This window comes from Agrobacterium sp. LAD9, assembly GCF_003031125.1.
In the GTDB taxonomy this organism is placed as follows: Bacteria; Pseudomonadota; Alphaproteobacteria; order Rhizobiales; family Rhizobiaceae; genus Agrobacterium; species Agrobacterium radiobacter.
This window is the reverse complement of sequence record NZ_PHGS01000002.1, coordinates 322997-348150: the sequence shown is the minus strand read 5'-3', so window position 1 is coordinate 348150 and position 25154 is coordinate 322997. Positions and strand designations below refer to the sequence as shown.

The 25154-nt window shown below is 60.1% G+C and carries 29 protein-coding genes; 8 read left to right on the top strand and 21 right to left on the bottom strand.

Features of this window, described 5'->3' with window-relative positions; all coding sequences use genetic code 11:
* Window positions 1–25: 25 nt before the first annotated feature.
* The 12 genes from visR to DA915_RS02485 form a co-directional block, all read right to left on the bottom strand.
* Entirely contained in the window at window positions 26–727 is a 702-nt protein-coding gene (visR, locus tag DA915_RS02540; protein WP_034496317.1) for a transcriptional regulator VisR, read from the bottom strand.
* 53 nt (window positions 728–780) lie between these two features.
* Window positions 781–1512, bottom strand: a complete 732-nt coding sequence (visN, locus tag DA915_RS02535; RefSeq protein WP_003503463.1) for a transcriptional regulator VisN — start codon at window positions 1510–1512, stop codon at window positions 781–783.
* A 370-nt stretch (window positions 1513–1882) separates the two neighbouring features.
* Complete coding sequence (fliF, locus tag DA915_RS02530) at window positions 1883–3565, bottom strand: flagellar basal-body MS-ring/collar protein FliF (RefSeq protein WP_003503464.1); 1683 nt, start codon at window positions 3563–3565, stop codon at window positions 1883–1885.
* Between the two features lie 128 nt (window positions 3566–3693).
* A complete protein-coding gene (locus DA915_RS02525) occupies window positions 3694–4077 on the bottom strand; it encodes a hypothetical protein (RefSeq protein ID WP_003503465.1) in 384 nt (127 codons plus the stop codon).
* Window positions 4078–4091: 14 nt separating this feature from the next.
* Window positions 4092–4637, bottom strand: a complete 546-nt coding sequence (gene cheD / locus DA915_RS02520; protein ID WP_003503466.1) for a chemoreceptor glutamine deamidase CheD — start codon at window positions 4635–4637, stop codon at window positions 4092–4094.
* On the bottom strand, window positions 4634–5023 hold the full coding sequence (gene cheY2 / locus DA915_RS02515) for a chemotaxis response regulator CheY2 (protein WP_003503467.1): 390 nt from the start codon (window positions 5021–5023) through the stop codon (window positions 4634–4636). The genes cheD and cheY2 overlap by 4 nt, the downstream gene beginning before the upstream one ends.
* Window positions 5023–6072 (bottom strand): protein-glutamate O-methylesterase CheB, encoded by a 1050-nt coding sequence (gene cheB, locus DA915_RS02510; RefSeq protein ID WP_107675073.1) that lies wholly within the window; start codon window positions 6070–6072, stop codon window positions 5023–5025. The genes cheY2 and cheB overlap by 1 nt, the downstream gene beginning before the upstream one ends.
* Window positions 6069–6977: a protein-glutamate O-methyltransferase CheR gene (gene cheR, locus DA915_RS02505; protein WP_003503478.1), complete on the bottom strand. Its 909-nt coding sequence runs from the start codon at window positions 6975–6977 to the stop codon at window positions 6069–6071. The genes cheB and cheR overlap by 4 nt, the downstream gene beginning before the upstream one ends.
* Before the next feature lie 13 nt (window positions 6978–6990).
* Complete coding sequence (locus DA915_RS02500; RefSeq protein ID WP_107675072.1) at window positions 6991–9252, bottom strand: chemotaxis protein CheA; 2262 nt, start codon at window positions 9250–9252, stop codon at window positions 6991–6993.
* A gap of 16 nt (window positions 9253–9268) precedes the next feature.
* Window positions 9269–9634: a chemotaxis response regulator CheY1 gene (gene cheY1, locus DA915_RS02495; RefSeq protein WP_003493773.1), complete on the bottom strand. Its 366-nt coding sequence runs from the start codon at window positions 9632–9634 to the stop codon at window positions 9269–9271.
* Complete coding sequence (locus DA915_RS02490) at window positions 9631–9930, bottom strand: STAS domain-containing protein (protein WP_003503483.1); 300 nt, start codon at window positions 9928–9930, stop codon at window positions 9631–9633. Before DA915_RS02490 ends, cheY1 begins: the two co-directional genes overlap by 4 nt.
* Window positions 9930–11525, bottom strand: a complete 1596-nt coding sequence (locus DA915_RS02485) for a globin-coupled sensor protein (RefSeq protein ID WP_256387706.1) — start codon at window positions 11523–11525, stop codon at window positions 9930–9932. Before DA915_RS02485 ends, DA915_RS02490 begins: the two co-directional genes overlap by 1 nt.
* 518 nt (window positions 11526–12043) lie before the next feature.
* Here DA915_RS02485 and DA915_RS02480 point away from each other — a divergent pair.
* The 7 genes from DA915_RS02480 (at window position 12044) to mnhG (ending at window position 18528) form a co-directional block, all read left to right on the top strand.
* The gene (locus DA915_RS02480; protein WP_107675070.1) at window positions 12044–12421 is read left to right on the top strand and encodes a hypothetical protein; all 378 of its coding nucleotides are present in this window, start codon (window positions 12044–12046) and stop codon (window positions 12419–12421) included.
* A gap of 106 nt (window positions 12422–12527) precedes the next feature.
* Complete coding sequence (locus tag DA915_RS02475; protein WP_107675069.1) at window positions 12528–15446, top strand: monovalent cation/H+ antiporter subunit A; 2919 nt, start codon at window positions 12528–12530, stop codon at window positions 15444–15446.
* Window positions 15446–15781, top strand: coding sequence for a Na+/H+ antiporter subunit C (locus DA915_RS02470; protein WP_003503487.1), 336 nt, complete (start codon window positions 15446–15448; stop codon window positions 15779–15781). The genes DA915_RS02475 and DA915_RS02470 overlap by 1 nt, the downstream gene beginning before the upstream one ends.
* Window positions 15778–17424, top strand: coding sequence for a monovalent cation/H+ antiporter subunit D (locus tag DA915_RS02465; protein WP_060722882.1), 1647 nt, complete (start codon window positions 15778–15780; stop codon window positions 17422–17424). The genes DA915_RS02470 and DA915_RS02465 overlap by 4 nt, the downstream gene beginning before the upstream one ends.
* Complete coding sequence (locus DA915_RS02460) at window positions 17421–17909, top strand: Na+/H+ antiporter subunit E (protein ID WP_003503489.1); 489 nt, start codon at window positions 17421–17423, stop codon at window positions 17907–17909. The genes DA915_RS02465 and DA915_RS02460 overlap by 4 nt, the downstream gene beginning before the upstream one ends.
* A complete protein-coding gene (locus DA915_RS02455) occupies window positions 17906–18187 on the top strand; it encodes a K+/H+ antiporter subunit F (RefSeq protein ID WP_003503490.1) in 282 nt (93 codons plus the stop codon). Before DA915_RS02460 ends, DA915_RS02455 begins: the two co-directional genes overlap by 4 nt.
* The gene (gene mnhG / locus DA915_RS02450) at window positions 18184–18528 is read left to right on the top strand and encodes a monovalent cation/H(+) antiporter subunit G (RefSeq protein WP_060727013.1); all 345 of its coding nucleotides are present in this window, start codon (window positions 18184–18186) and stop codon (window positions 18526–18528) included. Before DA915_RS02455 ends, mnhG begins: the two co-directional genes overlap by 4 nt.
* A gap of 10 nt (window positions 18529–18538) precedes the next feature.
* Here the strand turns inward: mnhG and DA915_RS02445 are convergent, their stop codons facing one another.
* On the bottom strand, window positions 18539–19126 hold the full coding sequence (locus DA915_RS02445; RefSeq protein ID WP_107675068.1) for an alpha-ketoglutarate-dependent dioxygenase AlkB: 588 nt from the start codon (window positions 19124–19126) through the stop codon (window positions 18539–18541).
* Window positions 19127–19567: 441 nt separating this feature from the next.
* Between DA915_RS02445 and DA915_RS02440 the strand changes: the two genes are divergently transcribed.
* The gene (locus tag DA915_RS02440) at window positions 19568–21121 is read left to right on the top strand and encodes a hypothetical protein (protein ID WP_107675067.1); all 1554 of its coding nucleotides are present in this window, start codon (window positions 19568–19570) and stop codon (window positions 21119–21121) included.
* Window positions 21122–21178: 57 nt separating this feature from the next.
* Here the strand turns inward: DA915_RS02440 and DA915_RS02435 are convergent, their stop codons facing one another.
* Genes DA915_RS02435 through DA915_RS02400 form a run of 8 tightly spaced genes read right to left on the bottom strand, consistent with a single transcriptional unit; the run spans window position 21179 to window position 25096 of the window.
* Entirely contained in the window at window positions 21179–21685 is a 507-nt protein-coding gene (locus DA915_RS02435) for a hypothetical protein (RefSeq protein ID WP_107675066.1), read from the bottom strand.
* 30 nt (window positions 21686–21715) lie between these two features.
* Window positions 21716–22504, bottom strand: a complete 789-nt coding sequence (locus DA915_RS02430; protein ID WP_107675065.1) for a hypothetical protein — start codon at window positions 22502–22504, stop codon at window positions 21716–21718.
* The gene (locus DA915_RS02425) at window positions 22501–23022 is read right to left on the bottom strand and encodes a hypothetical protein (RefSeq protein WP_153064515.1); all 522 of its coding nucleotides are present in this window, start codon (window positions 23020–23022) and stop codon (window positions 22501–22503) included. The genes DA915_RS02430 and DA915_RS02425 overlap by 4 nt, the downstream gene beginning before the upstream one ends.
* Complete coding sequence (locus DA915_RS02420; protein WP_107675063.1) at window positions 23019–23498, bottom strand: hypothetical protein; 480 nt, start codon at window positions 23496–23498, stop codon at window positions 23019–23021. The genes DA915_RS02425 and DA915_RS02420 overlap by 4 nt, the downstream gene beginning before the upstream one ends.
* Before the next feature lie 2 nt (window positions 23499–23500).
* On the bottom strand, window positions 23501–23992 hold the full coding sequence (locus DA915_RS02415) for a hypothetical protein (protein ID WP_107675062.1): 492 nt from the start codon (window positions 23990–23992) through the stop codon (window positions 23501–23503).
* Window positions 23979–24290 (bottom strand): hypothetical protein, encoded by a 312-nt coding sequence (locus tag DA915_RS02410; RefSeq protein ID WP_107675061.1) that lies wholly within the window; start codon window positions 24288–24290, stop codon window positions 23979–23981. Before DA915_RS02410 ends, DA915_RS02415 begins: the two co-directional genes overlap by 14 nt.
* Window positions 24280–24561 carry a hypothetical protein gene (locus tag DA915_RS02405; RefSeq protein WP_107675060.1) on the bottom strand — a complete coding sequence of 94 codons (282 nt, stop codon included), beginning with the start codon at window positions 24559–24561 and terminating at the stop codon, window positions 24280–24282. The genes DA915_RS02410 and DA915_RS02405 overlap by 11 nt, the downstream gene beginning before the upstream one ends.
* The gene (locus tag DA915_RS02400) at window positions 24554–25096 is read right to left on the bottom strand and encodes a hypothetical protein (RefSeq protein WP_107675059.1); all 543 of its coding nucleotides are present in this window, start codon (window positions 25094–25096) and stop codon (window positions 24554–24556) included. Before DA915_RS02400 ends, DA915_RS02405 begins: the two co-directional genes overlap by 8 nt.
* Between the last annotated feature and the right edge of the window lie 58 nt (window positions 25097–25154).

Here is a 25154-nt window from a genome sequence, read left to right as displayed (position 1 = left end):
GGGGGACGGGAAACCCCGTCCGCCATCAATGGATATAACCGAGCCTGATAGCCTTGGCGATCGCCTGGATACGGTTGACGGAATCGAGCTTGATCGTCGCCGAACCGAGATAGGCGTTGACGGTGTGCACGGAAAGCCCGAGCTTGACCGCGATTTCTTCGCTGATACGGCCATCCCCCGCCAGTTGCAGGCAGGCGATTTCCCTCTCGCTCAGGGCTTCGGAGGGTGCTGCCTTGCGCTCGTCCAGCGCCAGCATGTCCACCATGATCTCGCAGCATTTGATGTGCTGCTCGATCACGACCTCATTGTCGAGAACGAGGTTGGTGCCGCAGAAGACGATATAACCGTTGCCGATGGTGCCAAGCCGCACCGGCAGGGCGAGCCCCGCATAGGGCAATGTGTCGTTCTCGATGCGGCGCAGAAGTGCGGGCACATCGGGAAGATCGGCAAAGCCGCCGGCATTCTTGTTGCGCCATATCACCGGCAGAAGCGATGTCTCGATATGATCGAGAAGAATATCGCCAACGGCGCGGATGAACTGCGTGCTCTGTTCTGCGGCATTCATGCCCCAGTTTTCCAGCTCGCAGGTCAACTTCTTCTTGTTCGGGAAACCGGAAGCGGCAGCTTTCGTCACCACGAAATTGCGCGCGCCGACCAGCTTCTGCATGGCGACAAGCTTCGGAAACAGATCCGACCGGCTCGTCACGACAGGGCTGCGGTAAAACATGCCCATTTGACCTGTACCCTCATTGTCTTTCGTCTGTACCATCCGTCCGACCATTATACGAGGTTGTTGCGCACGGCGTAGGCAATTGCCTCCGAGCGGGTTTTTGTCGCGGTTTTCCGCATCACGCTTGTGATGTAATTATTGATCGTATTGCGTGAAATGCCAAGGATCATCGCAATTTCGTCACTTGTCTTGCCTTCCGCGATCCAGAACAGGCACTCAAGCTCACGCTCCGTGAGATCGATATCGCGCACGGTCTTTGCTTCGCTGGCAATGCCGAAACTGACGCAATAACCCGTCAGCAGGGCGATTTCGCGCAGTCTTTCCGGCGAAGGCACCGCTTCTTCGGGAAACAGCAGCAGCAGAGAAAGCCGGATGCGGCCCACGCAGAAGGAGAGTGCCGAATATTGCCGGTCTATGCCGTAGGGAACAGCAACATCATCGGGAAGGAAAAGCAGCCGCGGCTGCAGAAGCGAAAGGCATTTCTCCATTTCGCTTGATCTGTTCTGGCTGTTGGCCAGTTCAAGGCCAAGCCTGCGGACCAGATCAAAAGGCCAGTCGGAGGTGACGATGAATTTCAGTCCGGTTTCTTCGAGAAGATCATCCCGCGCCAGCAGATAATGCGAGGCGCCAGCATAGGTTACGAGCAGATCCAGTGCGCCTGCAACGTTACCGGCAGCAGCCGTGGCTGCGACGTTTTTAGCAAGCTGATCGCGTGGCAAGGGCTTACCCATGCCCTCCATAGGCTTGGCAGACAGCCTGCGGATATCAACATCGACTTTCAATCGCCTACGCCCTCTTGCTCCCAGTGGGAGATTATACCTCGGGATGGAATCATTCCATTCGAGAAGCTTACCAAAATGGGACGGCAAGCCCCCGGAGACCGAATCACTTCATTTTATGGAACGGACTGGGATTTGCCATTACCTGACACCAGCCTTTCCACGTATTTCACTGTTCGTCTATTGCTAAAAAAACATACTGAAAAGCTGTTCAATCCATAAACGGCATTCTCAGCCAATTCCCAGCAAACTGTATCGTTGCTGAATTTTTTGTAAACACTGTCCTAAAACGAGATTGCCACGATGCGCCCGCCAAGGATAGCAAAAAGCCCGAAAACAGAAAAAAGGCCGGGTAAAACCGGCCTTTTTGATATTATGCTGCTTTTTCCACCGCCCATTTGCGCAGGATCTTGGCGGCTCGTTCCTCGCTGATTTCCACCATGCGGGAGAGCCTGCGTTCGGGTCCTTCGCGAACCCGGCGGTTGAATGTGCCCTCGCCATCGCCGCCTGCAAGAAGATCGTCGGTGCTGTCGAAGCCGAAATCCGCTCCGAAACCTTCCATGAGACCACCTGCGCCGGCATCCATGCCGGGAGAGAAGTCCGGCAGTTCCAGACCGGCAGTCTCCTGGCTGAGCTGACCCGCTGCTGCACCGTTGGCGGTAACCGTACGGACCAGAGGACGCACACCGAGCCAGATGACGAGGAAGGCGACGGCGACGAAGGCGAGCGAGTTGATGATGCCGGCCGAATTGCGGCTCAGCACTTCCATAATGCCCGGCCCGCTTACGGCTTCATCAAGCAGCTGCGTTTCGAGGAAGTCCATAGCGGTGAGCGTCACCATATCGCCGCGATCGGAAGAAATGCCGGCCGCCGAGGTTACGATCTTCTGCATCTCGGCGAGATAGGCGTCGATCTTGGCCTGATCGGCGGGTTCGCCGACCATCTTGGCGATGCGACCCTTGTTGACGACCACGGCAACCGAAATCTTCTCGACGGTATAGCCGTTCTTGACCGTGGCGACCGTCTTGGAATTGATCTCGTAGTTGGTCTGCTCTTCCTTCTTGGCCGATTGGTCGGAAGACTGCGGGCCACTGCCGCCGCCCTGGGGCGCTGCCTGCGGTACGTTCTGCTCCACGGTTGCGGCCGTATCCGGCTGCGTTTCCTGGGATTTCTGGTCTTCCTTCACCGTGCGGATGGAGCGCTCGACGCGTGATTCCGGGTCGTAGACGGTTTCCTGAATCTGGCGACTGTCGGTATTGAGCTGCGCCGTCACGCTGGAGCGGAAATTGTCCATGCCGAGGAAAGGCGCCAGCGCCTTGTCGATATTGGTCGTGATTTCCTGCTGAACATTCTGCGCCAGTGTCAGCGAGCGGTTCATGGCGGCGTTGGTGACGTCGTCGCCGGAGGCCAGAAGCTGGCCGGTCGAATCGAGGAGAGTTACATCATCGACCTCGAGGCCGGGAACGGCCGAGGCGACGAGGTGACGGATGGAAGCCGATGCCTTGCGCCCTGCGGTGGCGCTGGCGCGGATCATGACCGATGCGGTGGGCTTCTGTTCGCCACGGCGGAAATTGCCGACGTCAGGCATGACGATATGGACGCGTGCAGCGGCAATGCCGTCAATCTGCTGGATGGAGCGGCTGATCTCGCCCTCAAGGGCGCGAACGCGCGTCACTTCCTGCATGAAGGAGGTCAGGCCGAGAGAACCGACATTGTCGAAAAGCTCATAACCGGCATTGGCGCTGTCCGGCAGGCCGCGCTCGGCCAGAAGCAGCCGTGCCTTGCTGGTGAGCCCGACGGGAACCTGAAGGCTGGAACCATCGGTCCCTACCTGAAAGTCCAGACCCGATTCGGCGAGCGCAATGCTGATCTTGTTGAGGTCGCTTTTTTCAAGCCCCACATAAAGGGTCTCGTAAGCGGGACGGTTCACGTAAAGCGCTGCTGCAAGGATAATGGCCATGGACAAAACGCCCACGCCGCCCAGCATCAAAAGCCGTGTCTGCCCCAGCGCAGCAACATTCTTCAAGACCTGAGGGATTTGATTTAACAGATTCATTCTGTTCCGCACCGTCATTCATAGAGTCCGAGACCTTTTGGCCCCGTAATGACAATAGGGTGCGAAGCTTGCGCGAGCGTTGCCTTTCTCCGCATTCCGCGAAGAGGCAGGCAACGGCGGAAATAGCGCTAGAAGAGGTCGAAGTCGCCGGAGGCCTTGTCGAGCGGCTGGGAATGGCCGTGGCGGAAGGCGGCGCCGAGCGCCTTCTGCATTTCCGCAAGCTTGACGAGGCTGAGCGCGGTAGAGACATCCACGATCCAGTCTCCGGGAATGGAGCCGGTGACGGTATCGATGAATTCGGCAAGGCCACGGGTCTTCTGGACGGCAAGGTCGATGCCCTGCAGGAGCTTGACGCCGTCGCTCGACAATTGACCGTTGGTCACTTCAAGCAATTGCGGTTCGATGCGCTCTATAAGGTAGGCGACATCGTGCAGTTCCGATACCACGCGCATCAGAACATCCGGCAGGGCTTCTTCGAACGGAGTGGTGGCGGTGTGCTCTGCAAGCTGCATTGGAAACTCCGTGACTAGAAAAATTCGATGTCGTTGGCGACGGGCTTTGGGGCCGGCACCGGACGCGTTTCCAAGGCAACCGTCTTCTGGGTTTCCGCACCGCTGAGCGGATGCTGACGTGCACGACCGGAGACCGGCCAGAATTCGATCTTGCGGCCGTGTTCCCCGCCCGTGGAGGAACTTATGACCGGAATACCTTCATCCTTCAGAAACTGCATGGCGAAGATGGCATTCTGCTCGCCGACATTGGAAAAGCTGGCAATCGTCTTCGCGCCGCCGAAAACCTTGGCTTCCAGCCGGTCACGCCGCGCGCCCTGCTTCAGGAGGCCGTTGATCAGGAGCTCCATGAGATGCACGCCGTAACGCGTCGCATCTCCGCCGGTCACATTGCCCGTTCCCGGCAGCAGGAAGTGGTTCATGCCTCCGAGGCCGGCAACGGGGTCTCTCAGACAGGCGGCCACGCACGAACCGAGTATCGTCGTCATGACCACGTCGGGATCGCTGATGACCTTGTACTCGCCCTGAATGATATGTACGCGCTTGGCCGCAGCTTCAATCATTTCAGCGATCCGAAAACCGCCTCGATGGCAGCGCGCATCTTGTCAATCGTGAAGGGCTTGGCCAGCACGTTGTTGGCGCCGAGCTGGGCTGCCTTCTGCACCAGCGCGCGGTCGCCCTGCGCAGTGAGGATGATGAAGGCGGCCTTCTTGGTGGTCGGGTTGGCCCGCACGGCGTGCAGGAAACCGAGACCATCCATCTTCGGCATGTTGAAATCGGAGATGACGAGATGATGGGGCTGCTGCTCCATGATCTTCATTCCCTGCTCGCCGTCGCCGGCGGCGGTGATCTGCTTGAAGCCGAGCTGTGTCAGCGCATCGCTGAGGAGCAGCCGGCTGGTCACCTGATCGTCGACGATCAGAACTTTGATCTTTTCTGCGAGAGACATTAGTCAGCACCTTCTTTGCGGGCAGTGGTTAGTTTCAGGATTTCTTCACCGATGGAGGCCAACGGCAATTGCTGTTCCACCGCGCCAAGCTCATAAGCCACGCGGGGCATGCCATAGACGACACATGTTTTTTCGTTCTGGCCGACGGTGCGCGCACCGGCATGACGCATTTTCAAGAGCCCGGCCGCACCATCGCGGCCCATGCCCGTCAAGATGACGCCGACGGCGTTGCGGCCGGCAAGCTCGGCGACAGAATCGAAGAGCACATCGACCGAGGGGCGATGGCCGTTGACGGGATCGCGCTCGACAAGCCGGCAGCAGGGTGCAGACCGGTTGGCGATCTGCAGATGGCGTTCGCCGCCCGGTGCAAGATAGATCTTGCCGGTCTGCAGGCGCGCGCCATCAGCCGCCTCTTCCACGACGGGGGCGCAGATGCGGTTCAGCCGTTCGGCGAAGCTCTTGGTGAAGGTCGGCGGCATGTGCTGGGTGATGACGGTCGGCGGGCAGTTGGCCGGGAATTTCTGCAGCACGGCGATCAGCGCTTCCACACCACCCGTGGAGGAGCCGATGGCGACGACCTTGCGACCCGCCCGATATTCGCTGACCGGTTGCGGCGCGGCCGCGGCTTCCGGGCGCGCAGCGCGGTAAGCGGCATGCTGCGAGCGGGCAGCAGCCTTCACCTTGTCGGCGAGATCGCCGAAGGGGCGTGCGTCGCCCGGCGCCGGTTTGCCGACACAGTCGAAAGCGCCGATTTCAAGCGCGGCCAGCGAAGCGTCCGCGCCGCGGTGGGTGAGCGACGAGACCATGATGACCGGCATGGGGCGCAGGCGCATGATCTTTTCGAGAAATTCCAGCCCGTTCATTTCCGGCATCTCGATATCGAGCGTCACGACATCGGGATTGAGCTGCTTGATGGCGGCGCGCGCCTCCATGGCGTTGCCGGCCTGACCGACCACCTCGACTTCGGGATCGGCCTTGAGGACGGCCGAAATCAGGCCGCGCATCGTCGGAGAATCATCGACGACGAGTACCCGTGCGAGTGCGCTCATGCCTTCCTCCCGGATGCGTGACCAATGTAGCGGTAGGTGGTGATGCCCGTATTGTCGAACAGGTTCTTTGCGTCACCGGACACACGTTCGGAATGGCCGATATAAAGATGACCACCCTCCGGCAGCAGCCCGGCGAAACGCGACCAGATGCGCATCTGCGTCGGCTCGTCAAAATAAATGACGACGTTGCGGCAGAAGATCACGTCGAAATTGCCCTTGAAGGGCCACTGCGTCATCAGGTTCAACTCGTTGAACGTAATGAGGCGCTTGACCTTGTCGTCAATGCGGAACTTGCGGCGACCACCGGCATCGACTTCCGCGAACCATTGCTTGCGCATGGCGGGAGACACGGTTTCGAGCGCGTTGTCGTCATAGACCCCGGCGCGGGCCTGCGCCAAAATCTTCGGGTCGATATCCGTCGCGAGGATTTTGAAATCGTAATCCGCCGCATTCGGAAACATGGCGAGCACGGTGAGCGCAATCGAATAGGGCTCCTGCCCGTCGGAACAGGCCGCCGACCAGATGCGGACGCGCCCGCCGGATTTCGCCCGGGCGATGAGGCCCGGCAGGACGTCATCACGCAGATGTTCGAAATGATGGTTTTCGCGGAAGAAGCGGGTGAAATTCGTCGTCAGGTGCGACAGCATTTCGCGCCGCGCCGGCGCGCCCTCCGGTGAGGATACCAGGGCGCAATATTCGCGGAAACCTGACAGGCCGAGATTGCGGATATGCTTCGAGAGGCGGGAATAGACCAGCGACGCTTTGGTGTCGTTGAGATAGATGCCCGCATCGGCATAGATCATCGCCGCGATTTCCGACAGGTCGCGTCTCGTCAGCGGATATTCACCGCTGGCAAGGACGTCGTCGGGAGACTGGCGCTGGTCGCTGAAATTAAGTGCTGCCATGGATGATCCGCTTTCAACCTGTCGCCGCAAGCGACATTTCCTGCTTCAGTGGCTGTCCGCGCGAGGCGCTGACGATGGCATCGACATCCAGAATGAGAGCGACGCGCCCGTCACCGAGGATAGTGGCGGCGGCAATGCCCTGAACATGGGTATAGTTTGCCTCCAACGATTTGATGACGACCTGGCGCTGGCCCTGGATCGCATCGACCATCAGGGCACGCTGGCCACCGCCTTCCGATTCCACCAGAAGGGCGACACCTTCGACCGGATCGGCCTGGGTCGGACGGAAGTTCAGCACGCGACCGACATCCACCAGCGGGCAGAAGGAGTTGCGGATGGAGATCAGCCGCTGGTTGGCGCCGAAGGAGTGAATGTTCTTCGCTTCCGGCTGCAGGGTTTCCACGATCGCGGTCAGCGGCACCACCAGCGTCTGGCCGGCAACCGTCACCACCATGCCGTCGAGAACGGCAAGCGTCAGCGGCAGGCTCATGGTGAAAGTCGAACCGTGGCCCGGGCGCGAGGAGATGCTGATGCGGCCGCCAAGCGCCTGAATGGAGCGCTTGACCACATCCATGCCCACGCCGCGGCCGGAAATGTCGGAAATCTTGTCGGCCGTGGAGAAGCCCGGCGCAAAGATCAGATTGTCGATCTCCTCGTCGGTCAGGTTCGCATCGGCGGCGATCAGATCGTTGTCGATCGCCTTCTGGCGAACACGCTCGCGGTTGATGCCGGCGCCGTCGTCCTGCAGTTCGATCAGGATGCGACCCGAACGGTGCTTGGCCGAAAGCTTGATGGTGCCTTCCGGGTTCTTGCCCGCAGCCTCGCGCTTTTCCGGCGTTTCGATGCCGTGGTCGACGGCATTGCGGATCATGTGCGTCAGAGGTTCCGCCAGCTTGTCGATGACCGTCTTGTCGACTTCTGTGTTTTCACCTTCGGTGATGAGGCGGATCTGCTTGCCGATCATGTCGGCGACTTCGCGGACGATACGCGACATGCGCTGGAACACCGGCTTTACCGGCTGCGCGCGGATCGCCATGACGCTGTCCTGGATTTCGCGCGTCAGCTGCTGCAGCTCGTCGAGGCCCATATTGACGGCCGACGTGCCACTTGCGTCGTTTTCGATGACACTCTGCGACAGCATCGCCTGATTGATGACGAGCTCGCCGACAAGGTTGATCAGGCGGTCGACGCGATCGAGATCGACACGGATGGTCTGGCCGGCGCTGGCATTGGCCGCTGCGTTGGCGTTCGCCTGCGCTGCGGCAGGCGCGGCCGCAGCCTCGCGCTTTTCGATGGCGGCATTGACGCTCTGGGCGATCTGCGTCGTCGCGACGGCCGTTTCGACGGCTGCTGCAGCATAAGACGCTTCCGCCGTGGCGATTTCAACGATGGGCTGCTCTTCCGATCCGCTATCGAGAGCCGAAAGGTCGAACGGCACCGGGATCATCGGAAGCTCTTCCTCGCCGCCTGCGACGGCCGAAACATCAGGCACGATTTCCAGATCGCAATCCCATTCGGCAAATTCGAAGACGCTGCGGATACCCTCTTCGCCCTTGTCGGTCGCGATCGAAACCGTCCAGGAGAGATAGGATGCTTCAGGATCGAGCTTGTCGAGCGAAGGCAGCTCCGACATGTCGCAATTGATGCTCATCTCGCCGATGCGCGAGAGATCGCGCAGCAGAAGTGCCGCCTCGTTGCCCTTCGAATAAAGCGACGCATGCGGCTTGAAGGTGATCTGGAAGGACGGCACTTCCATCAGCGGCGTGGTTTCGTCGGCAAAGTCCGTAAAAGAGAACGGGATCGGCTCAAAGCCGCTCTCATCCGTCGGCTTGGCCTTCACGGGTTCCGGTGCCTTTACGGCGACGGGAGCCGGCGCGGATGCCGGAACGGCTTCGCCGTTTGCCAGCGCTTCCAGTTCCTTCACGAGGCCACGGGTGCGGCTTTCATCGACGCTGCCGCCGTCTCTTGCCGCATTGGTCAGGTCCGCCAGCACGTCGGCGGAGCGCAGCATGACTTTCAGAACATCCTGGGTCGGCTCCAGCTTGTTGGAGCGGACGCAGTCGAGGGTCGTTTCAAAAACGTGGGCGAAAGCCACGAGATCATCGAGACCGAAGGCACCAGCCCCGCCCTTGATGGAATGAACGGCACGGAAAACGGCGTTGACGGTTTCCGGATCACGGTCGCCGTCATTCAATTTAAGAAGCCCCGATTCCAGTTCGGCGAGCTGCTCCTCGCATTCCTGGAAAAAGATTTCCTTGATTTCGTTCATATCCATCGTGAAATGTCCCGTATCAGGCGGTTACGCGTTCAATGGCATCGATGAGTTTTGCAGGGTCGAACGGCTTGACGATCCAGCCGGTCGCACCGGCCTGACGGGCGCGGTTCTTCTTTTCTGCATCGCTTTCGGTCGTCAGAACGAGGATCGGGATCGCCCGGTACTTTTCGTTGCGACGCACACCCTCGATGAAGCCGAAACCATCGAGACGGGGCATGTTGATATCAGTCACGATGACATCGGGGTTGCTCTGCTCGAGCACTTCGAGGCCCTCGATGCCGTCTTCGGCCTGAATGGTTTCGAAACCGGCATTGTTAAGCGTGACCAGGAGCATGTTCCTGATCGTCCGGGAATCATCCACGGTAAGAACTTTTTTCTTCACTTTTGCATCTCCTTGGGGAGCAAATGGTCAATATCGACGCCTATCAGTTTCATGGTCTTGTCGAATGCATCGGACACCCTGGCAAAACCGAAGGGCTTGCCATCCTCCTCCCAGGACTTCGCGCCGGCCATGAGGACCTGGGCGCAAAGCGCGCCGATACGCTCCACCTCGGACGCGTCGACCGACAACGGTGCTCCTCTCAGCGTCATCAGCTTGCCGTGCAGGGCCGATGCTTCGTTGAGATCCAGCACCGGTGACAGTTTCAGCGTCGCCTCAGCTGCTTTTCTGGCTGCCATTACATGACTCCTTGGCGTCTGAATTGTTGGTAATCCTGGCCGTAATCCGTGCGGTTATCCGCACGGGCCATAAATGAAGTGTCCTGCCGGTCCGCACCGGACGCCGCCTTCGCCTGCCCCTGACGGGCAATGCGGAATTCGCGGATGGTGCGGCCGAGTTCCAGAATGACGGTTTGAAGCGCGTCGGCCTCGGAGGCGCTCGCACTGATATCGACGGCATTCCGGTCCGCCTGCCGTTGCTGCCCGCCAATATCGGCGGCAACCGATTGCAGTTCGCCGGCCTGCTCGGCCGTATGCCGGGAGACTTCCGCGATCATGTCGTTGATGCCTGAAACCTGCCGGACGACGCCGCCGATTGCGTCTTGCGTGCGGTTGACCATGCGCACGCCGCCCTCAACCTGCGTCTTCGTGGTGCCGACGAGGCTCTTGATCTCTCTTGCGGCATCTGCAGACCGCTGGGCGAGCGCCCGGACTTCCTGCGCGACGACGGCGAAACCACGGCCGCTATCACCCGCGCGCGCCGCCTCGATGCCGGCATTGAGAGCCAGAAGATTTGTCTGAAAAGCAATCTCGTCAATCGTGCCGATGATCCTGCCGATCTGCTCGGCGGATTGTTCGATGTCCGACATGGCGTCGATCGCCTCGCCGATCGCCCGGCCGCTTTCGACAGCCGCATCGCGAGCGCTGGAAACCGCCTTTTCCGTCGCCGCTATGCGGGCGCCGTTTTCGGCAACGTTCACGATCATCGCCTGGATCGCACGGGAGGTCTCGGCAAGGGCTTCGGCCTGCTGGCGGGAACGCTCCGCGATGGAGCGGCCCATATCGGCAAACCGCGCGCCGAGCGCCTCAGCCTCGCCGATGTTGTTTTGCGCCGCGATCAGCGATGCGCCGATCGTTTCCAGCGCCGTATTGAAGGAAGCCGCAACGTCGCGATAGGCTTCAGGTACATCGCCGCCGATGCGGGCCTGCAAATCGCCTGCAGCAAAGGCCGTCAATGCGGTGCCCAGCAACGTCGCCGCTTCCGAGCGGTCACTGTCACGCTGCTCGGCCAGCTCCCGGCCATGGCGCAGGCGCAATTCGTTAAAACGCAGCGAGACGGCGATTTCGGTGTCGACCATCACCAGACGGACGACGTTCTTCACGGCTTCCGCCAGTTCACGGGTTTTCTTGCGGTTGCCGGGCAGGATGGAGCGCGGCGCATGTTCGGCCACCAGTCCGCCGACAAGATGTTCTAGAACCACCGCGTGGCTGGCGATCTGCCAGCGCGGATCAAGCCCCATGCGGCTGGAATTATCAGAGAGAACCTTCACCCGCTCGGCATAAAGCGCATCGAAACGCGCATCCGTCAAAACGCTCCAGTGCGAGGATTGCAGATCGTGCAGTCGGTCGAGCTGATTTTCGCTTTCGAAGGACGGGGAACAGTCCGGCATGGACTGGAAACGGGTCATCACGTCCCGCAGGCCGGCCTTGACGTAAGGCTCCAGCATGCTGCGATAGCTGCGCAGGAAATCGGATTGCGTCTCATCGAGGCCGGCAAAACGCAACCGTCCCGCCAGGCTTCCGCCTGCCGACCTGCGCGCTTGATCTGATGGCAAGTCCTGCCCCAACCGACGTCCCCAATAACATGACGGCCGGTAAAACCCGGCCAAATTGGCCAAGGTTCAGAACGCCAGCACCCTAAAGGGGATTTTTGAACGAACATACCCATCGCGGACGATGCGGCATCGACGCTTGCCAGACCTTCTTGAACCAAGAAACGAAAATACCGGATCGGCACCGGTACGGCAGTGCGGCGTCATGCCTGGAAGGGGAGAGAACCCCATTCCGCCGTGGAAATACCATCAATCTTTATGGTTAATTCCTTGCTTGAAAGTTAAGAAACACAGGCGTCGGCGTCAAACGGTAAAATTTGTAAAAGCTTTTAGCCAATGCCGCCCTCACTTTGCCGCAAACGGGCAAAAACGAAAAGGAATCGGACGCTGCGGGCGGTTTTTCCCGCCTGCGCGCTGGACAAGCATGTCCGGCTTCCCCTAAAACAAATCAACAGGATATTCGCTCAACGGTGATGCTTTAAAGAGACCTTTACGATCAAGGAGATGCCAACTTGCCATGGATGGAGAAAGGCCGCAGTTCAAGGCGCCATCCGCAAGTGCTGATCGGTCTCGTGGTCGCGAGCCTGCTCGTCATGATCGGCTTTCAGGCGCCCTCCGGCATAAAGCCCCTTTCCAAAACCAGCCGCCTCGAGCGATTGCAGAGCGTCGATCCGGGCCGTTCCATTTCTCTTCGCGAAAAAGCTTGCGATAGCGGCAACGATGTCGGCTGCAGGACCGGCGATGCCGGTTCGGGCCTTCGCTACAGCGAGTTCGCTTCATTCACCCTGAACATCAGGGATCACGCCGAAGTCTCGCTCGCTGCTGTTGCCATCGTGCCACAAACTTCCCGAGACTTTGCCAGCGTGGTTCCACGCGCGCCTCCGCATATTATGTATTAGTCATTCCGGCGGTCATCATCATCGGGTTCATTGCGAACCTTGAGGGATCGGAGGCGTCGGAAACCCGCCGTAGGCTCCCATTCCAGAGAGAAAACCGCCGCCGCATATGACACTTGCAATCATTCTCCCATTTATTGTCGCATTGCCCTTCGTTGGCGCGCTCCTGACGGCTTTCATGCCGCGCGAGGGTGTAGCCGCAGCCCCCGCCTCCGTCGCGGGCGCAGTCGCCCTTTTCGGGCTTGTCAGCAGCATCTTTCTTTATACGAGCGTCAGTGGCGGCGCGGTTCTTAAATATGATGTGGAATGGCTGCCCCAGCTCGGCCTGAACTTTACCCTGCGGCTGGACGGGTTCGCCTGGATTTTCTCAATGCTGATTACCGGCATCGGCCTGCTGGTGGTGCTGTACGCCCGTTACTACATGTCGGCTGAAGATCCGATCCCGCGTTTTTTCGCCTTCTTCCTCGCCTTCATGGGCTCAATGCTCGGCGTGGTCCTCTCTGGCAACGTCATCCTGCTGTCGATCTTCTGGGAAATGACGAGTATCTTCTCGTTCCTGCTGATCGGCTACTGGCACCAGAATGCCGGCGCTCGCGACGGTGCGCGCATGGCGCTGACCGTGACCGGCATCGGCGGCTTCAGCCTTCTGGCTGGGCTGCTGATCCTCGGCCATATGGCGGGAAGCTACGATCTCGACAAGATCATCGAGGCTGGTGCCGCCATTCGCGCCCATTCCCTCTATTTGCCGGCGCTTATCCTCATTCTCGGCGGCGCGCTGACCAAGAGCGCGCAGTTTCCATTTCATTTCTGGCTGCCCAACGCCATGGCGGCGCCCACACCCGTTTCCGCCTATCTGCACTCCGCCACCATGGTGAAAGCAGGGGTATTTCTGCTCGCACGGTTCTGGCCGGTACTGGCAGGCACGCCGGAATGGTTCTGGCTGGTGGGTGCGGCCGGCATCATCACGCTGCTGCTCGGCGCTTATTTCGCCATGTTCCAGCAGGATCTGAAGGGGCTGCTGGCCTATTCCACCATCAGCCACCTCGGCCTCATCACCACGCTGCTCAGCCTCGGCAGCCCGCTTGCGGCGGTTGCGGCCATCTTCCACATGGTCAACCACGCCACCTTCAAGGCTTCGCTTTTCATGGCGGCCGGCATTATCGACCATGAGACCGGCACCCGCGACATGCGGCGGCTGAGCGGGCTTTATACCTATATGCCCGCGACCGCGACGCTCGCCATGGCGGCGAGTGCGGCCATGGCCGGCGTGCCTTTGTTCAACGGCTTCCTCTCCAAGGAAATGTTCTTTGCCGAGGCCGTCGAAACCCATGCCGACTCGCTGCTCGACCGCGCGCTACCCTATGTCGCGACGCTGTCGGGCGCATTCGCCGTCGCCTATTCGCTGCGCTTCATCCACACTGTCTTCTTCGGTCCCAAGCCCGTTGACCTGCCGAACCCCAATCCGCACGAGCCGCCGCGCTGGATGCGTTTCCCGATCGAGTTCCTGGTTTTCGCCTGCCTGATCGTCGGCATCGTTCCGAGCCTGTCCATCGGCCCGTTCCTGCATTCGGCCGTGCTTTCCGTTCTCGGCCCGCAGACACCCGTCTACAGCCTGTCGATCTGGCACGGTTTCAACCTGCCGCTCATCATGAGTATTGCGGCGCTGATCGGTGGCGTTACCATCTATGTCCTGCTTGGCGGTTATTTCTCGCGCTGCGACGACGGCCCGCCGGTCTTCCGGCATTTGCGGGGACAGCGCATCTTCGAGCGCATTCTCGTCACCGTGTCCTGGAAATGGGCGCGGTGGCTGGAAAGCACGCTCGGCACGCGGCGTCTGCAGCCGCAGCTGAGGCTTCTGATCCTTGTCGCGCTTCTTGCCGGTTTCTCGCCGCTCTTCCTCTCGGAATTCTCCCTGTCGCTGCCGCGCGTGACGACCTTCGATCCGATCTTCGCCATCCTCTGGCTGATCGGCATGATAGCGGCCATGGGTGCCGCCTGGCAGGCGAAATATCACCGCCTCGCCGCCCTCGTGATGCTTGGCGTCTCGGGGCTCGTCACCTGCCTTACCTTCGTCTGGCTTTCCGCACCGGATCTCGCCATCACCCAGCTGCTGGTGGAAATCGTCACCACGGTTCTCATCCTGCTTGGCCTCAGATGGCTGCCAAAACGCTTTGAGAAGGTCGACAGCAGCAATGAATTCCCGGCGCAGCTTCGCCGCGCCCGTGACTTCCTGCTGGCGGCCGCAAGCGGCATTGGCATGTCCGTCATCGCCTATGCCGTGATGACCCTGCCCGTGCCGAACGCGATTGCGACCTATTTCCTGGAGCGCGCCTATACGGAAGGCGGCGGCACCAATGTCGTCAACGTCATCCTTGTCGACTTCCGCGGCTTCGATACATTCGGCGAAATCGCTGTTCTGGCGATCGTGGCGCTTACCGTCTTTGCGCTGCTTCGCCGTTTCCGCCCTGCCCATGAAAGCATCGGGGTGCCGGAACAGCAGCAGATGCAGAACGCCTTCGATGCGGAAAGACCCGACCGCAGCAATGGGGACACGGTTCGCGACTATCTCTACGTGCCATCAATCGTGATGCAGTGGATGTTCCCTGTCATCATCACCTTCTCGATCTTCCTGTTCATGCGCGGCCACGATATGCCGGGCGGCGGCTTTGCGGCCGGCATCACCATGGCGATTGGCTTCCTGCTGCAATATCTCGCTGGCGGCGCACGCTGGGCGGAAGACCGCATCCGCATCCTGCCGTTGCGCTGGATGGGCTTCGGCCTTCTGATGGCGGCGGCGACGGGTATCGGCTCGTGGTATTTCGGCTACCCGTTCCTGACCTCCTATTTCCAATATACGGAGATCCCCTATATCGGCAAAATGCCGACAGCTTCGGCCTTGCTGTTCGACCTCGGCGTCTTCTCGCTGGTCGTCGGCTCCACCGTTCTTATCCTGATAGCACTGGCACACCAATCGTTGCGTAACTACCGCGTTCGCACGTCTGAAGCCGCAAAAGCGGAGGACGTGTAATGGAACTCATTCTTGCAATCGGCATCGGCATCATGACCGGCTCCGGCGTCTGGCTGGTGCTTCGCCCACGAACCTACCAGGTCATTGTCGGGCTCTCGCTGCTGTCCTATGCCGTCAATCTCTTCATCTTCGGTGTCGGCGGCATCAAGACCAATGCGCCGCCGGTGCTGGTGAACGGTGTCGACAGCTCAACGCTGGCCGACCCCGTGCCGCAGGCGCTGGTGCTGACGGCCATCGTCATCGGCTTTGCCACCACCGCATTGTTCCTCGTCGTGCTGCTCGCCGCCCGCGGCCTCACCGGCACCGACCATGTGGACGGGAGGGAGTCGAAATGATGTCGTTCCCCTTCCACATCGTCATCGCCCCCATTCTGGTGCCGCTGATCACCGCAGCCCTGCTGCTGTTCTTCGACGAGCGCCAGCGCGTGGCAAAAGCCGCCATCAGCCTCACCTCCACCGTGCTGTTGCTGGTGGTCGCGATCCTGCTGTTCCGCGAGGTGAACTCGACGGTCAATACCGAGATCGCCGCCGTGGTTTCGAGCGGCGTCTACCTGCTCGGCAATTGGCCGGCCCCCTTCGGCATCGTGCTCGTCGCCGACCGTCTTTCCGGCCTGATGGTGCTGTTGACGGCGCTGCTTGCCATTCCGTCTTTGATTTATTCCATGGCCAAGTGGCACAAGTCCGGTGCGCATTTCCATTCGCTGTTCCAGATGATGCTGATGGGCGTCAATGGCGCGTTCCTGACAGGCGACCTCTTCAATCTCTTCGTTTTCTTCGAAGTGATGCTGGCGGCCTCTTATGGGTTGTTGCTGCACGGTTCCGGCCAGCAGCGCGTCAAGGCGGGGCTGCATTATATCGCCATCAACCTCGTTGCGGCGCTGTTCTTCCTGATCGGCGTCAGCCTCATCTATGGCGTTACCGGCACGCTGAACATGGGTGACCTCGCCCATCGTATCGAAGGCCTCAATTCCGACCAGCGTATGCTGCTGGAAACCGGAGCGGCGGTTCTGGGCGTCGCGTTCCTGGTCAAGGCCGGCATGTGGCCGCTGAATTTCTGGCTGCCTTCCGCCTATGGCGCGGCGTCGGCCCCGGTCGGCGGGCTGTTTGCGATCATGAGCAAGGTGGGCATTTATGTCATCGCCCGCCTGTCCTTCCTGCTTTTCGGGCAGACGGCCGGCGAATCCGCCGGTTTCGGCCATGATGCCCTGCTTGTCGGCGGCATCGCCACCATCATCTTCGGGGCCATCGGCGTTCTTGCGTCGCAGGCGCTGGGGCGGCTCGCCGGCTTTTCGGTTCTCGTCTCATCGGGAACGCTTCTTGCCGCCATGGGCACCGGCAATCCGACGGTTGCGGCCGGTGCGCTCTATTACATGGTCAGTTCCACCCTCACCATCAGCGCCTTCTTCATGCTGATCGAGCTGGTGGAACGCGGGCAGGATGCGGGCGCGAACGTTCTTGCCGTGACCATGGAGGCCTATGGCGAGGGCGAAGACGAGGATGAGGAGGAAGAAGTCGGCGTGACCATGCCCGCCACCATGGCAGTGCTCGGCGCGTGTTTTGCCGCCTGCGGCATTCTTCTCGCCGGCCTGCCGCCGCTCTCAGGCTTCATCGCCAAATTCTCGATGCTGACCGCCATTCTCAACCCTTCCGGGCTTGGCGCCAATGACAGCGTTTCCACGCTTTCCTGGTGGCTTGTCTTCCTGATCGTCTTTGCCGGTTTCGCCTCGCTGATCTCGATGACGCGCGCCGGCATCCGCACCTTCTGGGCCTCCATCGAAGGAACCGTGCCGCGCGTGCTCGTCATCGAAATCGCGCCGATCATGCTGCTGCTCGGCCTGACGCTTGCCATGACCGTGCAGGCAGGACCAGTGATGCGTTACATGCAGGAAACGGCGCGTATTCTCGATCTGCCGGCAAGCTATATTCAGGGTGTCATTTCCGCCCCGAGAGCGGGAACGAACCCGGAGGCGGAACCATGATGAGCCGTATCCTGCCTTATCCGCTGCTGACGATCTCGCTGATCTTCTTCTGGATGACGATCAACAGCTTTTCGCCGGGGCACCTGCTGCTTGGCACCTGTGTCGCGCTTATCGCCTCCTGGGCGATGGCGTCGCTGAGGCCAGCCAAGCCGCGCATCCGCAACTGGCACAGGCTGGTGCAGCTGATCTTCATCGTGCTTTATGATATCGTCAGGTCCAACCTCTCGGTCGTGAGGATCATCCTGTTCGAGCGCGAAAAGAACCGCAAATCCGGCTTCCTCGCGGTGCCGCTCGATATTCGCGACCCCATGGCGCTGGCCGTTCTCGCGACGATCCTGACCTCGACGCCGGGAAGCGCATGGCTCGAATACAATTCCAGCCAGGGCACGCTTCTGATTCACGTTCTCGATGATGTGGATGAGGCCGCCTGGATAAGCCTCATCAAGAACCGTTATGAAAAACTGCTGATGGAGATATTCGAATGAGTTCGATTATCCTTTTCTGGTCCTTTTCGCTGGCACAGTTCATGCTCGCCATCGCAATGACGATATCAGTCTATCGCATCGCCATCGGCCCGCGCGCGCAGGACCGCGTGCTGGGCGTGGATACGCTTTATGTCAACGCCATGCTGCTTCTCCTGACCTTCGGTCTGCGCACCGGCAACGACATCTATTTCGAGGCATCGCTGCTGATCGCCATTCTGGGCTTCGTCTCCACCGTCGCCCTTTCCAAATTCCTGATGCGCGGCGAGGTGATCGAATGAACGAGGTACACGAATTTCCGCTCTGGGCCGCCATTGCCGTGGCCTTCTTCGTGCTGCTCGGCGCCTCGCTGACGCTGATCGGCACCATCGGCTTTGCCAGGCTCAACAGCTTCTATGAGCGCCTGCACGCGCCAACCCTCGGCACCAGCTGGGGCACCGGCGGCATCGTCATGGCCTCGATCATCTATTTCTCAGTGTCCGGCGACCGCTTCGCCTTCCACGAAATCTTCATCGGCATTTTCATGACGGTGACGACCCCGGTTTCCCTGATGCTGCTCGGCCGGGCGGCACTTTATCGGGACCGGGCGGAGCAGAATTCGGATAACCGGGAGCATTTGTAATTCGCCCAGATCAAGACCATTTCGGAGCGATGACCTTGCGAAAAGTGAGGGAAATTCTTCTGCTTCGGTCTGTCCTAACTCCATTCACGATATCCGATTTGCGAGCCGGAATTTCATGAGTCCAGCCGTAGCGGCCGGAATCTCTCAGCAAGACGCCGGAGCGAGGTTGAAGCAAAACACCGCACGCGGCTGGTCCGCGCACATCGCGGAAAACCATCTCACATGCGGATAGAAGGCTTATCGACACGATCGTATCGTCAAAGCAGGGAGCACAGTCGATGTGTGCGCCGATGCCCTGGCCCGGAAGATACTCGTTCGCAATCACCTGGTCCGGCAAATTTCGGCAATATCCTTCCGTAACCAATCGCTCAGCGAAGATACCGAGCCACTGTGGCAATGGCCCGAGATAGGCATCTGGGGTAACAGTGCGCGCTTTATAGTCGTAGCGATAACCGAAATGCTGCACACGGCGCTTCAACTCAGTGCTCCAAGCACCGTTATCCAATATGGCTGCGAGGGTGGCTTCCTCTTCGGGGGAGACGAAAGCGTCGAAATACATGACGCCTGGCGGCAAAGTGGATGCACCGACATGATTCATTTGCGAGCGCCCTCCATCGACTTGAAATAAACAAGCTCGGCAGATGGCTACATCGGAACCGTCAAAAGCATATGATAGGGAGAGCCGATGACCGGAGGGCCCCGCCTTGTGAATGGGCAAGCCACCACATAACCAATTCACTAGATAATTGATTTGAGAGAAATGGTGCCCGGAGGCGGATTTGAACCACCGACACGCGGATTTTCAATCCTAATGTCTGTCTCATAGCCCATTTCCAAGTTTGTTGACACGCATCGAATTTACGACAGCTCACCGCATCAAAACACAGCAAAATCATATCGTTGTCAACAATTACGCGCCTCTTGCGTGTTTCACCGAGCTGGATCAGGCTAGTTGTCACCTGCCCTTGTCAACCAATTTGGAAGCGGTATAGGAGCGGTATAGATTTTGGGTGACGGTATAGAGTAAGGTGTAGGCGGTATGGCGACTGAGAAGCTGGTGATCACGGACAAGGAGATCGGGCGCGCGAAGAAGATGGCGGAGGCTGGAGAGACACCTGACCGCAAGCCCTTCATTTTCACCGACGAGAAGTTCACAGGCCTGCGCTTGATGGTTCAGGCTAAGAAGGCGTCCTGGATCGTGCGCTGGGGCGACAACTCCGTGACGATCGGATACGTCCACCCAGTAGGTGACCGCACGATCACGGCACCAAAGACCGTCCGCGACCTTGCGGCGACAGTCATGGGGATCCTCAAGGACGATCCGGCGAAGGCGAGGCCATTCCTCGATGCGCACTGGTCCGGACAGAGCAAGAGTGCCGCGCTGCAGGCCGTCCACAAGACCGCTGACACATGGACGCTACGCGAGTGCGTCGAGCAGACAATCGCCGGAAAGACGGCCTCTGACGCAAAGAACCGGATCACCGACAACACTGTGAAAGATTACCGCGGAACTTTTGGGCGGGAGTGCTTCCAGAAGATTCTGGACAAGCCAGCAGTTCTCGTCACGCGCGGCGACATCGAGTCCGTCCGTGACTGGGTGAAAAAGAATGTTGGCGCATCTCCCGCGACTAAAGTCATCACCTATACTCGTGCTGTCTTCACCTACTGCGCTCGCAATCACGCAGGGCAAAGCGGCCTCGAGAAAGTGGATTCGTGGTGGATGTTCTTGAATGCTCCCTACGAAATCAAACCGCGCAGCCGACGGCCCGACGTTGAGGCAATCGTGAAGACGATGATCATCGCTGAGGAATACCTCGGCAAGCGGTTGCCCGGCCGTGCGGTAGACAAATCGGGCGTGAATCCAGGCACTCTGGCAGGCCTTTGGTGGCTAGTCCTGACATGCCAGCGTGCGACGGCAGGGATGTCGTTGCTAGCTCATGACGTGGTCACGGATCCGGAGTCGAACGAGTTCCTGCTCGCTGTGTGGGCTGAGGACATTATGAAAGCGGGGATGGCACACGTCCTGCCCATCCCAGACCGTGCATGGTCGCATGTCAACGCACTCATCAAGCAAGGCAAGCACGCGAACACGGAGGGTCACGACTGGGCCTTTCCTTCCGAGAAAGTGGAAGGGGTGCATGCGACGGCATCCGGCGTTTACAGAATCCTGTACCGCCTAGCTGGTCGCGATAAAGCGCACAAGCCACGCGGAGACCTCAAGGGCAAGAAAGTGCCGAAGGCAAAGGAAGCTCGGCGCGACCTGCTGGCCGAGGTCGGAATCGATTGGTGGAGCCTTCACGATCTTCGCAGGACGATCACGGCCGTTCTCGACGAGCATGGTTTGCCCGGCGGCGCGACCGTGATCCTGGCACACGACATTCATGAAAAGGAAGCTCTTGCCGTGACGGCATCCGAACGCGAACGCGAAGACTTCCAACGCCTTCGCACCGCCCGGATCACCAAAATGGCCTACGGCGGCAGTCAGTACATCAAGCTGAAGAAGGAAGCGATGAAGATCTGGACGGACGTCGTTCTCGACGAATACGAACGCCAGAAGGCAGAGAAATCAGCCCTTCTCGAAGCCGCCGAGTAATCACCGCCCTATGCCAGTGCCCGATGATCCAAACTCGTCGGGCACTGGGTGTCAGTTTTAGTGTTTCACCGATGTCTCGTCGGCATCGTCCTCATCGCAACCAGCTTGCAGCTCCTGCATCATGTCGAGACCGGCACCATAATCCGCCAAGAAATGCGCCATGGCCTCCTCCGCGCTGTCGAACAGAAACCCGACCGGATTCCCGGACCACTCCACGACATCGACAATATACTTGTGCCGCACGCAGCGCACGCGCGCACTCTCGCCGGCATCGATAAGCCTCCCTTCACGACCGCAACATTCGCATGTGACCAACGACTTCGCACGAGCCTCCTCCCGGATCCGCATCTCAGAGCGCCACGGATGCGGGAGCTTGCGCTCCGGAGGCAGATGATCGTCGAGCGGGACATCGCCGCTAACGTACGTCGCCGACAGCTTCAGAGCACCGTCGGCGCGCTCTGCCGATACGATCTCGAAGCACCACTCTTCCGGCAGCGCCTTGGCCTCTTCAATGGCTGCGTCGAGGATGTGCTGCCAGCCATGTGCGACGGAAATATTCGACATTGTCCACCTTTAGGTCGGTTATTTTCAACATCAATCGTCTGGATCATGATCCGTAGTGTGGTGTTTGGGCCGCGGTCGCACCGGATCCATGTTCTTCAGCAACTCCACAGTCTCCGCCCCATAACCTGACATCACTGCGCGACCTGTCGCGAGCAAGTTCTCGATGCTGTCGGCGTCGTTGTTCCAAGACCACGGATCCGCCCAGCGACCATCGTCTTCGCGGAACTCCCCCATGACGGGCGCATGCTTGTCGCACACGGTCTTGGCGAACCCCGACAGCCGCAGCCGACCCGGCTCTCCACAGATCTCGCACATCGACAAGCTGCGCAGCCGCACCTCTTCGCGGAGCCGTTCGACTTCGGATCGGCAGCCGCGCTGGTCGTAGTCGCAGGCAATGTGCACGACAAGGCAGCCGAACTTCTCCTTCGCACCCACAACTTGAGCGCGCCACACCTCCGGATACGAACGAACTCGCTCGGCAGCGTGCTGGAGCAGTCCGAGCCATCCCATGCCGACGGCGAAGTTGGCGTCGGTCGAGATCGCATCGGCGTTGTCGTGTCTGAGCCGTGCGAGTGCCGTTCCGCTCGCTTCGGCGAGCGCGGTTCGGATCCTCTGCCACGCCTCGTATCCTGCCAGCTCGCGGAGACATCCATGGTCTTCCGCAGACAGCTCCGTCAAATATGCGAACTCGTCGGCGATGTAGGCGTCCCACTCCGCGTCAACGAAATGCGTGTGGTCGGCAGCATAGGTCTGCGCAACTTCCGTGATGCGATCCAGATAAGCACCGCGGAGCCATGCCTTCCGTTCGTCTGTAATCATGCGCTCATCCTTTTCCCGAGCCTCACCCATCCCTCGTCCGTCCGCGCCATCGATTTCTCCCGGTGCAAATACAGCAGCCGGGTCCACACACGGACGCAGTCATGCTCTGGATGATAAACGGTCCCGCCGAGTTGCCAGAATGCCGGCGAGGATCCGGTCTGGAACAGGGTCAAGCTCCAAGGCTGCAGCATGGGCGCCGCGAACATCTCCTCGTCCGACGGCTCCGATTCGCGGCACATGCGGAATTCCCTCGGCGGCAGGAGAGCGCCGCCTGGAGAGGTGAGTTCCAGCAGTCGGCGGCCGAGATGGAAGAGCGTTCCCGTATACCGAACGAGGTGCCAGCCGACGCGGCGGCAGGTCTCGTCATCGTCGGTCCAGTCGATGGACAGCGCGCGCTCGATGTCCGGATCGCGCAGGATTGCTTCGCAGAGCAGGCTCTCGCGATCCATCGATACGATGGAGACACGGCGGGGTACGCCAAGGCTGTTGCGGCGACGTCGAAGTGCTGGTGCTGTCATGCCCATTCCGGCGGCTCCGTGGGTACAAATGCATCGACATCCGGGTCGTAGACGATCCAGCCGTCGGCGGTCTGTCGATAGTCCCGCGGTTCAGGCTCTTCCGGGATCGCCATCGCTCCGTTCTGCCACGCGTGGTCGTCGCACGTCACAGTCATGTAACCGCGACGGTCGCGGTACCGTCCACGCTTCCCGCAAAGTTCGCACGTGTGCAGAGACCGTGCTTCCGCCAGCCGATGGGCATCAGTGACGGCTTTGACCGATGACAGCGTTTCGCCATAAGATCCATCGTAAATGCGTAGCGTGCCCCATTTTTCCTTGACCTGCCGGAGCTCGTAGACACCGCCTTCCGGCATCTCTCTGTCAACGACGGCGAAATAGTCGTCTAGGATCGACGCCCAGCCCTCATGACACTCAAAGAGGAATCCCGGCCGCAAGAGCCGCGGATATTCCGCTTTCAGATCTTTCCACGTCTTCATCGTCATCTCCATCGAGCTGGCGGCTCGCTCGGCACCATTGCATCCGTGATTTCATCGTATCGGTACCAGTCGTCGCGGACCTGCATGTAGCCGTGCATCGGCCCCTGCTGCCGGGTTCCCCAAGAGCGTTGGTCTTCGCTGGCGTGCTCATCGCAGAGAGTGCGCCACCACGCGTATTTGCCCGGCGGCGGTCTTCGCAGGAACCCGGGGGAGCCGCAGACTTCACACGTCGACGACGATTTGATTTCAGCCTTCGCCTTGGCCAGACGCGCAGCGGTGACTTCGGTGTCGGACCAGATACGCAGCGTGCCGAATTTCTCTTTCAGCTCGTGAACGGTCGGGGATGGATCGTGCGGTAGTGCCTCGACGACGAAATCGCGGACGAGGCCGAGCCAGCCGATACCGACGTCCACGTATTTCGCCGTATCGAAAACACCCGGGAAATCCGCGAGAAGATCGTCGAGCTTGATCCGGGGGAAATCATGCACCGGCATCGGCGTTCTCCATTTCGCATTCATCGCACGTGATCTCCTTGCGCGCCCCGCGGTCGCGGCCGTGGTTGGATCCGCACGACATGCAGGTCGTCAGCGACCGCGTGACAAAACCTTGCACCAGACGATCCAGACGGAGGCGTTCGGCGGGATCGAGGTCGCCGTCGGCGAGACGGACGTGCAGCCACCCGCGGTCGGACGTCATCTCGGTGACGGCAATGTTCGGGAAATGCTTCATCAGCACCAGGCGCAAGTCGGTCACGAGATCGAACCATCCGAGCGGAAGGCGGTCACAGCTCATTGAGGCGCTCCTGTACTTCTTCGAGGATTCGGTAGACGACCTTCTTGTCAGCGGGCGTGATGTCGTCGGAAACGCGCGCGTCCACGACGACGAGGCCATCGGCACGTTCGACGATGCTGAAAACGCGGCAGGCATGGTGGAAGTCGGCCAGCTCCGCGAAGAGGTCATCGACGATCGGTTGGAGGTCGGCGCGAAGCTGGAGGTGCGCGGCGGCGGGGACGGCGGATCCGAAGTGCTCGACGAGGCGGCGGTACCAAGTTTCCTCAGACATCGGTCATTCCTTTCGTGAGTTCGCGGAACGTGCGCGGCGTGAAGGCGACATCGGGCAAGTCCACTCCGACATCACGAGATCGCCCTTCGGCCGGCAGCCGACCATGCGCGTGTCCGAAGAAGTGCCAGGATCCCTTGCCGCGCCCCTGCCAGCATCGCTGCGCGTAGTGCGACAGGACGATGTGCTGCCCCTCGTCCTTGACGAACATGATCGCCTCAGGACGCGCAGACCATTCGAGGCCGGCAAGGGTCGGATGTAGATCGCCGTCGCGGCGGACGTCGTGGTTCCCATAGACGAGGAACTTGCGCCCGCAGAGACGGCTGAAGATCGAACGGATGCGTTCTGGATTGTTAAGCCCGAGGCCGAAGTCTCCGACGTGATAGACCACGTCATCGTCGGAAACGACTGCGTTCCAGCGCTCGATCATGGCCTCATCGTGCTGCTCAATGGATTCGAACGGGCGGGGCTGCATCGAGAGGATGCGACCATGGTTGAAGTGAGTGTCGGCGATATAGAACTTGCGGACGAAGGACATGCTGGACTCCAAGAAGATGGCAAACGAAAGCGACTCCGCGCGAGGCGGTCATGCGGCT

What these genes read in the sequence shown, in the direction of transcription:
- DA915_RS02475 (WP_107675069.1), top strand. Translation starts at nt 12,528, where the DNA reads ATGACACTTGCAATCATTCTCCCATTTATTGTCGCATTGCCCTTCGTT.
- DA915_RS02405 (WP_107675060.1), bottom strand. Translation starts at nt 24,561, where the DNA reads ATGTCTGAGGAAACTTGGTACCGCCGCCTCGTCGAGCACTTCGGATCC.
- DA915_RS02460 (WP_003503489.1), top strand. Translation starts at nt 17,421, where the DNA reads ATGATGAGCCGTATCCTGCCTTATCCGCTGCTGACGATCTCGCTGATC.
- DA915_RS02470 (WP_003503487.1), top strand. Translation starts at nt 15,446, where the DNA reads ATGGAACTCATTCTTGCAATCGGCATCGGCATCATGACCGGCTCCGGC.
- DA915_RS02455 (WP_003503490.1), top strand. Translation starts at nt 17,906, where the DNA reads ATGAGTTCGATTATCCTTTTCTGGTCCTTTTCGCTGGCACAGTTCATG.
- DA915_RS02500 (WP_107675072.1), bottom strand. Translation starts at nt 9,252, where the DNA reads ATGGATATGAACGAAATCAAGGAAATCTTTTTCCAGGAATGCGAGGAG.
- DA915_RS02425 (WP_153064515.1), bottom strand. Translation starts at nt 23,022, where the DNA reads ATGACAGCACCAGCACTTCGACGTCGCCGCAACAGCCTTGGCGTACCC.
- DA915_RS02410 (WP_107675061.1), bottom strand. Translation starts at nt 24,290, where the DNA reads ATGAGCTGTGACCGCCTTCCGCTCGGATGGTTCGATCTCGTGACCGAC.
- cheY2 (WP_003503467.1), bottom strand. Translation starts at nt 5,023, where the DNA reads ATGTCTCTCGCAGAAAAGATCAAAGTTCTGATCGTCGACGATCAGGTG.
- DA915_RS02440 (WP_107675067.1), top strand. Translation starts at nt 19,568, where the DNA reads ATGGCGACTGAGAAGCTGGTGATCACGGACAAGGAGATCGGGCGCGCG.
- fliF (WP_003503464.1), bottom strand. Translation starts at nt 3,565, where the DNA reads ATGAATCTGTTAAATCAAATCCCTCAGGTCTTGAAGAATGTTGCTGCG.
- DA915_RS02435 (WP_107675066.1), bottom strand. Translation starts at nt 21,685, where the DNA reads ATGTCGAATATTTCCGTCGCACATGGCTGGCAGCACATCCTCGACGCA.
- mnhG (WP_060727013.1), top strand. Translation starts at nt 18,184, where the DNA reads ATGAACGAGGTACACGAATTTCCGCTCTGGGCCGCCATTGCCGTGGCC.
- DA915_RS02465 (WP_060722882.1), top strand. Translation starts at nt 15,778, where the DNA reads ATGATGTCGTTCCCCTTCCACATCGTCATCGCCCCCATTCTGGTGCCG.
- DA915_RS02430 (WP_107675065.1), bottom strand. Translation starts at nt 22,504, where the DNA reads ATGATTACAGACGAACGGAAGGCATGGCTCCGCGGTGCTTATCTGGAT.
- DA915_RS02525 (WP_003503465.1), bottom strand. Translation starts at nt 4,077, where the DNA reads ATGCAGCTTGCAGAGCACACCGCCACCACTCCGTTCGAAGAAGCCCTG.
- DA915_RS02490 (WP_003503483.1), bottom strand. Translation starts at nt 9,930, where the DNA reads ATGGCAGCCAGAAAAGCAGCTGAGGCGACGCTGAAACTGTCACCGGTG.
- DA915_RS02400 (WP_107675059.1), bottom strand. Translation starts at nt 25,096, where the DNA reads ATGTCCTTCGTCCGCAAGTTCTATATCGCCGACACTCACTTCAACCAT.
- cheD (WP_003503466.1), bottom strand. Translation starts at nt 4,637, where the DNA reads ATGATTGAAGCTGCGGCCAAGCGCGTACATATCATTCAGGGCGAGTAC.
- cheB (WP_107675073.1), bottom strand. Translation starts at nt 6,072, where the DNA reads ATGAGCGCACTCGCACGGGTACTCGTCGTCGATGATTCTCCGACGATG.
- visR (WP_034496317.1), bottom strand. Translation starts at nt 727, where the DNA reads ATGTTTTACCGCAGCCCTGTCGTGACGAGCCGGTCGGATCTGTTTCCG.
- cheR (WP_003503478.1), bottom strand. Translation starts at nt 6,977, where the DNA reads ATGGCAGCACTTAATTTCAGCGACCAGCGCCAGTCTCCCGACGACGTC.
- DA915_RS02445 (WP_107675068.1), bottom strand. Translation starts at nt 19,126, where the DNA reads ATGAATCATGTCGGTGCATCCACTTTGCCGCCAGGCGTCATGTATTTC.
- DA915_RS02480 (WP_107675070.1), top strand. Translation starts at nt 12,044, where the DNA reads ATGGAGAAAGGCCGCAGTTCAAGGCGCCATCCGCAAGTGCTGATCGGT.
- DA915_RS02415 (WP_107675062.1), bottom strand. Translation starts at nt 23,992, where the DNA reads ATGCCGGTGCATGATTTCCCCCGGATCAAGCTCGACGATCTTCTCGCG.
- DA915_RS02420 (WP_107675063.1), bottom strand. Translation starts at nt 23,498, where the DNA reads ATGAAGACGTGGAAAGATCTGAAAGCGGAATATCCGCGGCTCTTGCGG.